The sequence below is a fragment of the Acidovorax sp. GW821-FHT09A11 genome (assembly GCF_059418365.1).
In genome coordinates this window covers 633,448-645,680 of record NZ_JBWKPS010000004.1, presented here as the reverse complement: position 1 = coordinate 645,680, position 12,233 = coordinate 633,448, and the positions used below count along the sequence as shown (strand labels likewise).

Genomic DNA, 12,233 nt, shown 5'->3' with positions numbered 1-12,233 from the left:
CGCTGAGGCGTCGAGGAGCGCGGCCCCGTGCCGCATTCTTCTGCACAGAAAGCGGGAATGACGGGCATGCCCAGGCTGCATACTCAATCGGCATAACCCGCCGCCCGCACGCAGCGCGGGCCCACCCTACACTTGCCGCGGGCGCCCTTCGCAGGGTCCACCCGCCCTCCCCTTCCTACAGAGCAAAAAACCATCTCAGGAGCATCACCCATGAACATCCGACACACGCTGCTGGCCTCCAGCCTGGCGCTGGCGCTGGCCAGCCTCACGGCCTGCGGCAGCCCACCCACCACGGCAGCGGCGCCCGCGCCCGCCGTGCAGCAAACGGCCTCGGCCCAGGCCGCCAGCGCCGCGTACGACTTCGACATGGACGTATTCCACCCGGTGGTGGCGCGCAACGGCATGGTCGCCACCGAGCAGGAGCTGGCCTCGCAGATCGGCCTCGACATCCTGAAAGCCGGCGGCAACGCGGTGGACGCGGCCGTGGGCATCGGCTTCGCGCTGGCCGTGGCCCTGCCCAATGCGGGCAACCTGGGCGGCGGCGGGTTCATGGTGGTGCACGACGCCAAGACCGGCAAGAGCGTGGCGCTCGACTTCCGCGAAGTGGCGCCCATCAAGGCCACGCGCGACATGTACCTGGATGCCAAGGGCAACGTGGTGGACGGCAAGTCGCTGTACACCCACTACGCCGTGGGCGTGCCCGGCACCGTGGCCGGCATGGAGCATGCGCTCAAGACCTGGGGCACCCTGCCGCTGTCGCGCGTGATCGCTCCCGCCATCGAGCTGGCCGACAAGGGCTTCCCGGTGAGCGAAACCCTGGCCAAGATCCTGGACCAGGAAAAGAAGAACATGGGCCAATGGCCCGCCACCCAGGCCATCTTCTGGAAGAACGGCGCGCCGCTGAAGGTGGGCGACCCGCTGGTGCAGAAAGACCTGGCCCAGTCCATGCGCCTGATCGGCCAGCAGGGCGCCAAGGCGTTCTACGAAGGCGAGATCGCCCAGAAGATCGCCGCCGAGATGGCACCGCACGCCGGCGCCCTCACGCTGCAGGACCTGCGCGAATACAAGGTGGCCGAGCGCGTGCCCACGCGCGGTACCTACCGTGGCTATGAGATCGTGACCATGCCGCCACCCTCCTCCGGCGGCCCGCACCTGGTGCAGATCCTGAACATGCTGGAGCCCCTGCCCCTGGCCCAGTGGGGCCCCAACAGCGCGCAGACCATCCACTACATGGCCGAGAGCATGAAGCTCGCGTACGCCGACCGCGCCGAGTACCTGGGCGACCCGGACTTCGTGAAGATCCCGCTCAAGGGCCTGACCTCCAAGCGCTATGCCGAATCGCTGGCCAAGGGCATCGACGCCAACACCGCGCGCAGCGGCAAGAGCATCAAGCCCGGCCAGCCCCAGTCGTATGAGAGCGACCAGACCACCCACTACTCGGTGGTGGACAAGGCCGGCAACGCCGTGGCCGTGACGTACACGCTCAACACCAACTTCGGCAGCGGCATCGTGGCCAAGGGCACGGGCATCCTGCTCAACAACGAGATGGACGACTTCTCGGCCAAGCCCGGCGTGGCCAATGCCTACGGCCTGGTCGGCGGCGACGCCAACGCGGTGGCCGCCAAGAAGCGCCCCCTGTCGTCCATGACGCCCACCCTGGTCCTGAAGGACGGCAAGCCCACGCTGGTGACCGGCAGCCCTGGCGGCGCGCGCATCATCACCACGGTGCTGCAGACGGTGGTGAACACCATCGACTTCGGCATGAACCCCGCCGAAGCCGCTGCCGCCCCCCGCGTGCACCACCAGTGGACGCCCGACGAGCTGCGCGTGGAAAAGGGCCTCTCGCCCGACACCATCGCGCTCCTCAAGCAGCGCGGCCACAACATCGCGGTGAAGCCGTCGATGGGCCGCACGCAGACCATCCAGATCCGTGGCGGCGCGCTGTACGGATACTCGGACCCGCGCAACCCGGATGGGAAGACGCTGGGGTATTGATTGCTCCTGAATCAATAGCTAACCGCGCTTGATGGACAAGCGCTGGCAGCCATTTTTTCAAAGATCCCGTTCGCCGAAAGGCCAGCGGGATTTTTCATGGCGGCCCGCATCAGGCCGGCACTGCCTGCCCGATCTCGAAGTTCGCCATCTTCTCCAGCGCCCGCACCATCGCCGAGTGGTCCCACCCCTGGCCGCCATGCGCCACGCAGGCATTGAACAGCTCCTGCGCCATGGCCGTGTTGGGCAGCGGCACGCCCAGCGCCCGAGCGCTGGACAGCGCCAGGTTCAGATCCTTCTGGTGCAGCCCGATGCGAAAGCCGGGGTCGAAGGTGCGCCGGATCATGCGCTCGGCATGCACCTCCAAAATTTTTGACGACGCGAAGCCGCCCAGCAGCGCCTGGCGCACGCGGGCCGGGTCGGCGCCCGCGCGGGCGGCGAAGAGCAGCGCCTCGGCCACGGCCTCGATGTTCAGGGCGACGATGATCTGGTTGGCCACCTTGGCGGTCTGGCCGTCGCCGTTGCCGCCCACCAGGGTGATGTTCTTGCCCAGGCGCTCGAACAGCGGCCTGACGCGCTCGAACACCGCTTCGGGGCCGCCGACCATGATGGACAGCGTGGCGTTCTTCGCGCCCAGCTCGCCGCCGGAGACGGGCGCATCCAGGTACTGCGCGCCCACGGCCTCGGTGCGCGCCGCGAAGTCCTTGGTGGCCACGGGCGAGATGGAGCTCATGTCCACCACCACCTTGGCCGTGCTGCCTTTCAGACCCTGGGCCACGCCGTCGGCGCCGAACAGCACCTTCTCCACATCGGGCGTGTCGGGCAGCATCAGAAAGATGATGTCGGCCCGCTCGGCCACGCCGCGCGCCGTGGTGCACTGCGTGGCGCTGCTCTCTGCGATCTGCGGCGCCACGCGGCCGCGCGTGTGCACGTACAGCTGGTGGCCGGCGGCGATGAGGTGGCCGCACATGGGCGCACCCATGATGCCCAGGCCGATGAAGCCGAGTTTGAGGGGGGTGTCGGTCATGTTCTTTTTCTCCTTGTGTTGTGGTGATTCGTCCATGGGTCTGTGCCGGGTCATGCCGTGAGCGCAGCGCGCCAGCCGAGGCCGATTTCCGTGGTACGCGCGGGCCGGTACTCGCAGCCCACCCAGCCGCCATAGCCCAGCCGGTCCAGGTGTGCGAACAGGTAGCGGTAGTTGATCTCGCCCGTGCCCGGCTCGTGGCGGCCGGGGTTGTCCGCCAGCTGCACGTGGCCGATGCGCGGCAGGTGCTTTTGCAGCGTGGCGGCCAGTTCGCCTTCGGTGCGCTGCGCGTGGTAGATGTCGTACTGCACGAAGGCGTTGTCGGCGCCCACCTCGTCGAGGAGGTCCAGCGCCTGGACCGTGCGGGTGAGGTAAAAGCCCGGGATGTCGAACGGGTTGATGGGCTCGATCAGCAGGCGCAGACCGGCGGCCTTCAGCTCGGTGGCGGCAAAGCGCAGGTTGTCGACCAGGGTGCGGCGCAGCACCTGTGCCTCCACACCCGCAGGCGCCTTGCCGGCCAGGCAGTTGAGCTGCGGCACGCCCAGCGCCTGGGCATAGCTGATGGCCTGGGCCACACCGGCGCGAAACTCCACGATGCGAGCGGGGTGGCAGGCAATGCCGCGCTCGCCAGCGGCCCAGTCGCCCGCGGGCAGGTTGTGCAGCACGATCTGCAACTGGTGGCGGTCGATGCGCTCGCGGATGTCTTCCGCCGCAAACTCGTAGGGAAAGAGGAACTCCACGGCCTCGAAGCCGGTGCGCGCGGCGCGCTCGAAGCGGTCGAGAAAAGGCACCTCGGTGAACAGCATGCTGAGGTTGGCAGCGAAACGGGGCATGAACAGGTCTCCGGTATCAGTCAGGAAATGGTGGGGTCAGTCCAGCACTGCGAGCGCGCTGGGCACATCCGCCGGCTGCGTGGCCAGCGCTTCGAATTCGACGATGCTGTCGATCTCGGTGCCCATGGCGATGTTGGTCACGCGCTCCAGGATCACCTCGATGACCACCGGCGTGCGGTACTCGGCCATCCAGGCCTCGGCCTGGGCGATAGCGGGCGCGAACTCCTCGGGACGGTGCACGCGGATGGCCTTGCAGCCCAGGCCCTCGACCACCTTCACGTGGTCCACGCCGTAGCCGCGCGCCGCCTCGCCCTCGGCCATGTTCACGTTGTCGAACGCGAGCTGGACGCAGTAGTCGATGCTGAAGCTGCGCTGCGCCTGGCGGATCAGGCCCAGGTAGCTGTTGTTGACCAGCACGTGGAGGTAGGGCAGCTTGAACTGAGCGCCCACGGCCAGCTCCTCGATCATGAACTGGAAGTCGTAGTCGCCCGACAGCGCCACGATCTTGCGCGCCGGGTCGGCCACGCGCACGCCCAGGGCGGCGGGCACCGTCCAGCCCAGCGGCCCGGCCTGGCCGCAGTTGATCCAGTGGCGCGGCTGGTACACATGCAGGAACTGCGCGCCCGCGATCTGCGACAGGCCGATGGTGGAGACGTAGCACACGTCCTTGCCCAGCGCGCGGTTCATGCACTGGTACACACGCTGCGGCTTCATGGGCACGCTGTCGAAGTGGGTCTTGCGCAGGTAGTCCACGCTGTGCTTGCGGCCCAGGCATTCGGCGGCCCAGCCGCTGCGATCCTTCAGGCGCCCCGCGGCCTGCCATTCGCGCGCCACGTCCACGAAGAGCCTGAGCGCGGCGCCCGCGTCCGAGACGATGCCGAAGTCCGGCGCGAACACGCGGCCGATCTGCGTGGGCTCGATGTCCACGTGCACGAACTTGCGGCCCCGGGTGTAGACATCGACCGAGCCCGTGTGCCGGTTGGCCCAGCGGTTGCCGACGCCCAGCACGAAGTCGCTGGCCAGCATCGTGGCGTTGCCGTAGCGCTGGCTGGTCTGCAGGCCGCACATGCCGGCCATGAGCGGGTGGTCGTCGGGGATGCTGCCCCAGCCCATGAGCGTGGGGATCACCGGCACGCCCAGCACCTCGGCAAACTCCACCAGCAGGCCGGATGCATCGGCGTTGATGATGCCGCCGCCCGCGACGATCAGCGGGCGCTCGGCGTCGTTCAGCATGGCCAGCGCCTTCTCGATCTGGGCACGCGTGGCGGCGGGCTTGTAGGGCACCAGGGGTTCGTAGGTGTCGGGGTCGAACTCGATCTCGGCCAGTTGCACGTCGATGGGCAGGTCGATGAGCACCGGCCCGGGCCGGCCGGAGCGCATGAGGTGGAACGCCTGCTGGAACGCCTGCGGCACCTGCGCGGGCTCCAGCACCGTGGTGGCCCACTTGGTCACGCTCTTGGCGATGGTGGCGATGTCCACGGCCTGGAAGTCTTCCTTGTGCAGGCGGGCGCGCGGCGCCTGGCCGGTGATGCACAGGATGGGGATGGAATCCGCGCTGGCCGAGTACAGGCCGGTGACCATGTCGGTGCCGGCCGGGCCGCTGGTGCCGATGCACACGCCGATGTTGCCGGCCACGGCGCGGGTGTAGCCCTCGGCCATGTGGCTGGCGCCTTCGACATGGCGCGCCAGGATGTGGCCTATGCCGCCATGCGCCTTCAGCGCCGCGTACAGCGGGTTGATGGCGGCGCCGGGCACGCCGAACGCGACGCTCACGCCTTCCTTCTCGAGCACCTTCACGGCCGCTTCGATTGCCTTCATTCTTGCCATTGCTTGACCTCCTTGTGGATGGTCAAACTTTAGGCAAGCCCCTCGTTGGGCGGAAGGTGGCGATGGACCATAAAATTTATTCCAGCCAGGAATAAATCTGGACAGCAACAGGAGACAGACCATGGACCGCCTCGATGCCATGCAGATGTTCGTGCGCGTGGTGGAGACCGGCAGCTTCACCAAGGTGGCGCGGGAGTTCGCCACCACGCAGCCCACGGTGACCAAGCAGGTCGCCGCCATGGAGGCGCACCTGAAGGTGCGGCTGCTCAACCGCAACACGCGCGGCGTGAGCCTGACCGAGCCCGGCGCGCTGTACTACGAAAAGTGCAAGGCCATCGTGACCGATGTGGCCGAGGCCGAGAGCGTGGTGCGCGTGCGCCAGACACAGGTGCACGGCCAGCTGCGCGTGGGCAGCTCGGTCGCGTTCGGGCGGCGCGTGGTGGTGCCGCTGGCGCTGGAGTTCATGGCGCAGAACCCGCAGGTGCAGCTGGACCTGAGCTTCGAGGACCGTTATACCGACCTGGTGGCCCAGGGCATCGACGTGGCGATCCGCCTGGGCAAGCTCGCCGACTCGGCCCTGGGTGCGCGCACGCTGGGCATGAACCCCTGGGTGCTGGTGGCCTCGCCCACCTACCTGCGCCGCCACGGCACGCCGCGCCGGCCGTCGGACCTGAAGGACCACGCCACGCTGATCTACAGCAGCGTGCAGGGCAACGACCTGTGGCGGCTGCGCAATGCGAGCGGCGAGGCGGTGTCGGTGCCCGTCACGGGGCGGCTGCGCTCCAACAACCTCTCGGCCCTGCTGGCGGCGGCGCGCGCGCACATGGGCATCGCGGCGCTGCCGCACTACGTGGCGGTCGAATCGCTGGCCGCCGGGCGCGTGGTGGAGGTGCTCAAGACCTGCCGCCTGCCCGAGCAGGAGATCCATGCGGTGTACCCGTCGCCGCGCCTGGTGCCGCAGAAGGTGCAGGCCTTCGTCGCGTTTTTGCAGGGGCGCTTCGGCAAGGACTGGGTGGCGTCCTTGCCGCGCGAAGGCTTGTCAAAAAAGTGAGCTGCCCGCGCTTGCCAGTCAACGGTTTCAGGCATTTATTGCTTGAAACCCTGGCAAGACAAGCGCGAGCCGCTACAAAATCAGGATCGCCCGGAAGTCGTTGACATTGGTGTGCGTGGGCCCCGTGATGACGAGGTCGCCCAGCGCCTCGAAGTAGCCATAGGCGTCGTTGCGGTCCAGGTGGTCCGTGACGGAGAGGCCCTGCGCGGCAGCGCGCGCCAGGGTGTCGGGCGCGACGCGGGCACCGGCGTTGTCTTCCACGCCGTCGATGCCGTCCGTGTCCGCCGCCAGCGCCCACACGCCCGCCTGCCCTTGCAGCGCCTGCGCCAGCCCCATGCAGAACTCGCCCGCCCGGCCGCCCCGGCCCCTGGGGGCGCCAGGTGGCCGCTGCCGCACGGTGACGGTGGTCTCGCCGCCCGAGAGGATCACGCAGGGCCGCGCGAACGGCTGGCCGTGGCGCGCCACGGCACGGGCCAGCGCGGCGTGCACCTTGCCCACCTCGCGCGATTCGCCCTCGATCTCGTCCGAGAGGATGTAGGCCGGCACGCCCGCCGCGCGCGCGGCCTCGGCCGCGGCCTCCAGCGACTGCTGCGGCGTGGCCGTCATGTGCACGGCGTGGCCTGCGAACACGGCGTCGCCGGGCTTGGGGGTTTCCAGATCACCCGCCTCCAGCGCGGCACGCACGCTGTCGGGGATGTCGATGCGATAACGCGCCAGGATGGCCAGCGCGTCCGCGCAGGTCGTGGCGTCGGGCACGGTGGGGCCGCTGGCGATGACCGAGGGGTCGTCCCCCGGCACGTCGCTGATGGTGAGCGTGACCACGCGCGCTGGCGCGCAGGCCGCCGCAAGGCGCCCACCCTTGATGCGCGAGAGGTGCTTGCGCACGCAGTTCATCTCGTCGATGGCGGCGCCGCTCTCCAGCAGCGCCTTGTTGATGCACTGCTTGTCCTCGAGCGTCAGGCCCTCGGCCGGCAGCGTGAGCAGGGCCGAGCCGCCGCCCGAGATCAGGCACAGCACGAGGTCGTTCCCGGTCAGCCCCCGGGTGCATTCGAGCATGCGCTGCGCGGCGGCCAGGCCCGCCGCGTCGGGCACGGGGTGGGCGGCCTCCACCACTTCGATGCGCTGCGCCAGCCCCTCGGGGCGCGGCGGCGTGTGGTGGTAGCGCGTGACCACGAGGCCCGACAGCGGCGCGTCGGCGGGCCACAGCGCCTCCACGGCCTGCGCCATGGCGCCACCGGCCTTGCCCGCGCCCAGCACCAGGGTGCGGCCGCCGCTCTCGCGGCTGGGCGGTGCGGGCAGGAAAGCTGCGGTGTTGTGCAGCGGCAGCGCGCGGCGCACGGCCACGCGGTACAGGTATTCGAGGAAGTCTCCGCCCTGGCGGACGGGATCGGGCACGGGGTCGTTGCGGGTCATGGGTGGTCTCCGCGGGCGATTGTGGCGCACCACGCCCGGCGATACCCCGCGCGCAAGTCAAAAGAACTTCAACCGCCCACGCCGGCGGCAGGGCTCCACGCACCCGTGCGGGCGCACTGAGGCCCCTTCCCGGGCAGGCCCCAGCCCGGGATAACCCCATGTTCCGGGCGGCCGCACTTGTCTACAGTTCTTGTATGCAAGATTGATCGCCATGCAAGTTCCTTCCTTTTCAAAGGGTTTCCCATGCTCCGCTTCCTCAACTCCCTGTTTGGCCGGGTGATCCTGGCCCTGATTGCCGGCGTGGCCGTCGGGCTGTTCTGGCCCGATACCGCCGTGCAGCTCAAGCCCCTGGGCGACGGCTTCATCAAGCTCATCAAGATGCTGATTCCGCTCATCGTCTTTTGCGTGGTGGTGCACGGCATCGCCGGCACAGGCGACCTCAGGCGCGTGGGCCGCGTGGGCGTCAAGTCGCTGATCTACTTCGAGGTCGTCACGTCCATCGCGCTGGTGCTCGGCCTGGCGCTCGCGTTCTGGTTCGAACCCGGCGTGGGCATGAACATCGACCCCAAGGCGCTCGACCCCAAGGCCATGGGCGCCTATGCGGAAAACGCGAGCAAGCTCACCGGCGGCGGCTTCAGCGACTTCTTGCTCAAGCTCATCCCCACCACGGCCGTGAGCGCCTTCGCCAATGGCGACGTGCTGCAGGTGCTGCTGTTCTCCATCGTCTTCGGCTGCGCGCTGGCGCTGATGGGCGAGCGTGGCGCGCGGGTCACCACCCTCATCGAAGACCTGTCGCACGTGCTCTTCAAGACCATGGGCCTGATCATCAAGCTGGCGCCGCTGGGCGTGCTGGGCGCCATCGCCTTCACGGTGGGCAAGTACGGCATCGGCTCGCTCAAGCAGCTGGGCATGCTGGTGGTGCTGTTCTATGCGGCGGTGTTCCTGTTCGTGGTGGTGGTGCTGGGCCTCATCATGCGTTTCTCGGGCTTCAGCCTGTTCAAGCTGCTGCGCTACCTGCGCGAGGAGCTGGCCGTGGTGTTCGCCACCACCTCGTCGGACAGCGTGCTGCCGCAGATCATGGCCAAGCTCAAGCACCTGGGCATCCGCGATTCGACCGTGGGCCTGGTCATCCCCACGGGCTATTCGTTCAACCTGGACGCTTTCTCGATCTACATCACGCTGGCCGCCGTGTTCATCGCCCAGGCCACGAACACGCCGATCTCCATGGCCGACCTGCTCACCATCCTGGCGATCTCGCTGGTCACGTCCAAGGGCGCGCACGGCGTGCCGGGCTCGGCCATCGTGGTGCTGGCCGCCACGCTGCAGGCGATTCCCGCCATCCCGGCCATCGGCCTCGTGCTGGTGCTGTCGGTGGACTGGTTCATGGGCATCGCCCGCGCCCTGGGCAACCTGATCGGCAACTGCGTGGCCACCGTGGCCGTGGCGGCCTGGGAAGGCGACATCGACCGCGAACGGGCCCACGCCGTGCTGGACGGCCGCGAGCCGCCGCTGCCGCGCGCCTGACAGGGCCCCGCCCCCCGCCCACCACGCGACAATCCGGCCATGAGCATCAACCAGACCCAGATCACCCAGCAGGTGGTGGAATCCATCCTCGCCCAGAAGCTCGCCCCGGGCGAGCGCCTGGGCGAGCAGGAACTGGCCGATCTCTTCGGCGTGAGCCGCACCCTGGTGCGCGAAGCCCTCATGCAGCTGCAGGCGCGCGGCTTCGTCGAGGTGCGCCCGCGCCGGGGCTGGTATGTGGTGGAACCCTCGGTGGAGGACGCGCGCGATGCCTTCTCGGCACGGCGCATCATCGAGTCGGGCATCCTGGCGGACACGGGCCGGCCGCTGCAGTCCGTGACGCGCCGCCTGCGCGCCCACATCGCGCAGGAACAGCAGGCCATCGAGGGCGCCGACGCCGCGACGCGCGCCTTCCTGCTGGCGGACTTCCATGTCTGCCTGGCCGAGGCGATGGGCCACCGCAGCCTCAGCGACATCCTGCGCGACCTCACGGCGCGCACCACGCTGGCGGCGTCGCTCTACCAGTCGCGGCACGAGGCGAGCCAGTCCTGCGCCGAACACGCGGCCATCGTGCAGGCGCTGGAGGCCGGCGACACCGCCCTGGCGCGCGAACGCATGCTCACGCACATCGGCCATGTGGAAGGCGCGCTGAACCCCACCGAGCCCCTGGTGCGGGACCGCCTGCGCGACTCGCTCACACCGCTGGGCAAGCGCGCGCCGGCCGGTCCCTAGCGGCCGGGCCGCCCCACCCCCTCCCTTGCGGCGGCCCCGGCCGACCGCTCCTTTTTTTCGTGCGGCGCGCGAGGCCCTGGCACGCCCTAGGGTTTACCTTGATCAACGGCCGGGCTAATGTGTATACGATTTTTGTATGGACAACTGTGCACCATCTGATGCGCCGTCTCCACCCCTGAATCCCCACACCCCCGTCAACCCAAAGGAACCTCCCATGCACCCGCCCGTACATCCCGTGGACGAACATTTGCCGGTGGGCCGGCTCACGGCCCTGGGCCTGCAACACGTGCTGGTGATGTATGCCGGCGCCGTGGCCGTGCCCCTCATCGTGGGCCGGGCCCTCAACCTCACTCCCGACCAGGTGGCCAAGCTCATCTCGGCGGACCTGTTCGTCTGCGGGCTCGTCACCCTGATCCAGGCCCTGGGCGCGTCGCGCTGGTTCGGCATCCAGCTGCCGGTGATGATGGGCGTGACCTTCGCCTCCGTCGCGCCCATGGTGTCGATGGCGCAGAGCACGGGCGGCACGGCCGGCGCCGGGCTGATCTTCGGCTCGGTGATCGGCGCGGGGGTCATCTCGATCCTGATCGCGCCCCTGGTCAGCCGCATGCTGCGGTTCTTCCCCCCCGTGGTCACCGGCACCATCATTGCCACCATCGGCATCAGCCTCATGCGCGTGGGGATCAACTGGATCTTTGGCAACCCGGTGGGCCCCACGGCCCCCAGCATGGTGAACCCCGAGCACCTCAAGTGGCTCACCGAGATGCAGTCCGCGGCGGGCGCTCCGGGCTCGTCGCTGCCCCCCGTCCCCAAGGGATTCGCCGTGGTGCCCACGGTGCCCAACCCGCGCTACGCGGACCTCACGGGCGTCGGCATTTCGGCCCTGGTGCTGGTCTCCATCCTGCTGATCGCCAAGTTCGCCAAGGGGTTCATCGCCAACATCTCGGTGCTGCTGGGCATCGTCATCGGCGCCGTGGTGGCCGTGGCCATGGGGCTGATGTCGTTCGAGAAGGTGGCCAAGGCCCAGTGGTTCGACCTGGTCCTGCCCTTCGAGATCGCCAGCCCGGTGTTCGACCCCATCCTGATCCTGACGATGACCCTCGTGATGATCGTCGTGATGATCGAATCCACGGGCATGTTCCTGGCGCTGGGCGAGATGACCGACCGCAAGATCGACCAGAACGCGCTCACGCGCGGACTGCGCACCGACGGCCTGGGCACGCTGCTGGGCGGGATCTTCAACACCTTTCCGTACACCAGCTTCTCGCAGAACGTGGGGCTTGTGGCGGTCACGGGCGTCAAGAGCCGCTTTGTCTGCGTGGCGGGCGGCGTGATCCTCATCGTGCTGGGCGTGCTGCCCAAGATGGCGGCGCTGGTGGAGTCCCTGCCCACCATGGTGCTGGGGGGTGCGGGCCTGGTGATGTTCGGCATGGTGGCCGCCACGGGCATCCGCATCCTGGGCGGCGTGGACTTCAAGAACAACCGCTTCAACGCCATGATCGTGGCGGTGTCGATCGGCGTGGGCATGATCCCGCTGATCGCTCCCAACTTCCGCCAGTGGATGCCACACGCCATCCACCCCCTCATCGAATCCGGCATCCTGCTGGCCTCGATCACGGCCGTGGCGCTGAATGTGTTCTTCAATGGCGCCAGCCGCGACACCTCGGCCGCCGTGAATGCGGCCCGCCAGGCCGACGCACATTGATGGAGGGGCCCGCGGCCGCGCGCCACCCGGCGCGGGGGCGGGCCTGCGGCATCGGGCAGCCGGGCCCCGCCGCAGCAAAACACCTGTGACCAAGGCAGGTGGAATGGGCGGCCGAACGCGCCACGCAGAGTGCCTCCG

At 68.8% G+C, this 12,233-nt stretch carries 9 protein-coding genes; 5 read left to right on the top strand and 4 right to left on the bottom strand.

All coding sequences use genetic code 11. The features are described 5' to 3' along the window. Positions 1 to 210 precede the first annotated feature (210 nt). Positions 211 to 1,995, top strand: a complete 1,785-nt coding sequence (gene ggt / locus AC07PV_RS14080) for a gamma-glutamyltransferase (protein ID WP_494630523.1) — start codon at positions 211 to 213, stop codon at positions 1,993 to 1,995. Between the two features lie 109 nt (positions 1,996 to 2,104). Here ggt and glxR read toward each other — a convergent pair whose 3' ends face one another. From glxR to gcl, 3 genes are read right to left on the bottom strand one after another with little or no spacing between them, the layout of a single operon-like run. Continuing rightward, entirely contained in the window at positions 2,105 to 3,019 is a 915-nt protein-coding gene (gene glxR, locus AC07PV_RS14075) for a 2-hydroxy-3-oxopropionate reductase (protein WP_494630521.1), read from the bottom strand. Positions 3,020 to 3,069: 50 nt separating this feature from the next. After that, positions 3,070 to 3,849: a hydroxypyruvate isomerase gene (hyi, locus tag AC07PV_RS14070; RefSeq protein WP_494630520.1), complete on the bottom strand. Its 780-nt coding sequence runs from the start codon at positions 3,847 to 3,849 to the stop codon at positions 3,070 to 3,072. A 36-nt stretch (positions 3,850 to 3,885) separates the two neighbouring features. Further along, positions 3,886 to 5,676: a glyoxylate carboligase gene (gene gcl, locus AC07PV_RS14065; protein WP_494630518.1), complete on the bottom strand. Its 1,791-nt coding sequence runs from the start codon at positions 5,674 to 5,676 to the stop codon at positions 3,886 to 3,888. Between the two features lie 121 nt (positions 5,677 to 5,797). On the opposite strand from gcl, the gene AC07PV_RS14060 reads away from it, so the two are divergent. Beyond that, a complete protein-coding gene (locus AC07PV_RS14060) occupies positions 5,798 to 6,727 on the top strand; it encodes a LysR family transcriptional regulator (RefSeq protein ID WP_218293605.1) in 930 nt (309 codons plus the stop codon). A gap of 72 nt (positions 6,728 to 6,799) precedes the next feature. Here AC07PV_RS14060 and AC07PV_RS14055 read toward each other — a convergent pair whose 3' ends face one another. After that, positions 6,800 to 8,140: a glycerate kinase type-2 family protein gene (locus AC07PV_RS14055; protein ID WP_494598307.1), complete on the bottom strand. Its 1,341-nt coding sequence runs from the start codon at positions 8,138 to 8,140 to the stop codon at positions 6,800 to 6,802. A 243-nt stretch (positions 8,141 to 8,383) separates the two neighbouring features. Here AC07PV_RS14055 and AC07PV_RS14050 point away from each other — a divergent pair, with 243 nt between their 5' ends. From AC07PV_RS14050 to AC07PV_RS14040, 3 genes are all read left to right on the top strand, one after another. Continuing rightward, positions 8,384 to 9,664 carry a C4-dicarboxylate transporter DctA gene (locus AC07PV_RS14050; protein ID WP_218293603.1) on the top strand — a complete coding sequence of 427 codons (1,281 nt, stop codon included), beginning with the start codon at positions 8,384 to 8,386 and terminating at the stop codon, positions 9,662 to 9,664. A gap of 39 nt (positions 9,665 to 9,703) precedes the next feature. Next, positions 9,704 to 10,393, top strand: coding sequence for a GntR family transcriptional regulator (locus AC07PV_RS14045; protein ID WP_494630516.1), 690 nt, complete (start codon positions 9,704 to 9,706; stop codon positions 10,391 to 10,393). Between the two features lie 214 nt (positions 10,394 to 10,607). After that, positions 10,608 to 12,095, top strand: coding sequence for a nucleobase:cation symporter-2 family protein (locus AC07PV_RS14040; protein WP_218293601.1), 1,488 nt, complete (start codon positions 10,608 to 10,610; stop codon positions 12,093 to 12,095). Positions 12,096 to 12,233: the final 138 nt, after the last annotated feature.

Coding starts and splice junctions, on each gene's coding strand:
- ggt (WP_494630523.1), top strand. CDS start 211: ATGAACATCCGACACACGCTGCTGGCCTCCAGCCTGGCGCTGGCGCTG.
- glxR (WP_494630521.1), bottom strand. CDS start 3,019: ATGACCGACACCCCCCTCAAACTCGGCTTCATCGGCCTGGGCATCATG.
- hyi (WP_494630520.1), bottom strand. CDS start 3,849: ATGCCCCGTTTCGCTGCCAACCTCAGCATGCTGTTCACCGAGGTGCCT.
- gcl (WP_494630518.1), bottom strand. CDS start 5,676: ATGGCAAGAATGAAGGCAATCGAAGCGGCCGTGAAGGTGCTCGAGAAG.
- AC07PV_RS14060 (WP_218293605.1), top strand. CDS start 5,798: ATGGACCGCCTCGATGCCATGCAGATGTTCGTGCGCGTGGTGGAGACC.
- AC07PV_RS14055 (WP_494598307.1), bottom strand. CDS start 8,140: ATGACCCGCAACGACCCCGTGCCCGATCCCGTCCGCCAGGGCGGAGAC.
- AC07PV_RS14050 (WP_218293603.1), top strand. CDS start 8,384: ATGCTCCGCTTCCTCAACTCCCTGTTTGGCCGGGTGATCCTGGCCCTG.
- AC07PV_RS14045 (WP_494630516.1), top strand. CDS start 9,704: ATGAGCATCAACCAGACCCAGATCACCCAGCAGGTGGTGGAATCCATC.
- AC07PV_RS14040 (WP_218293601.1), top strand. CDS start 10,608: ATGCACCCGCCCGTACATCCCGTGGACGAACATTTGCCGGTGGGCCGG.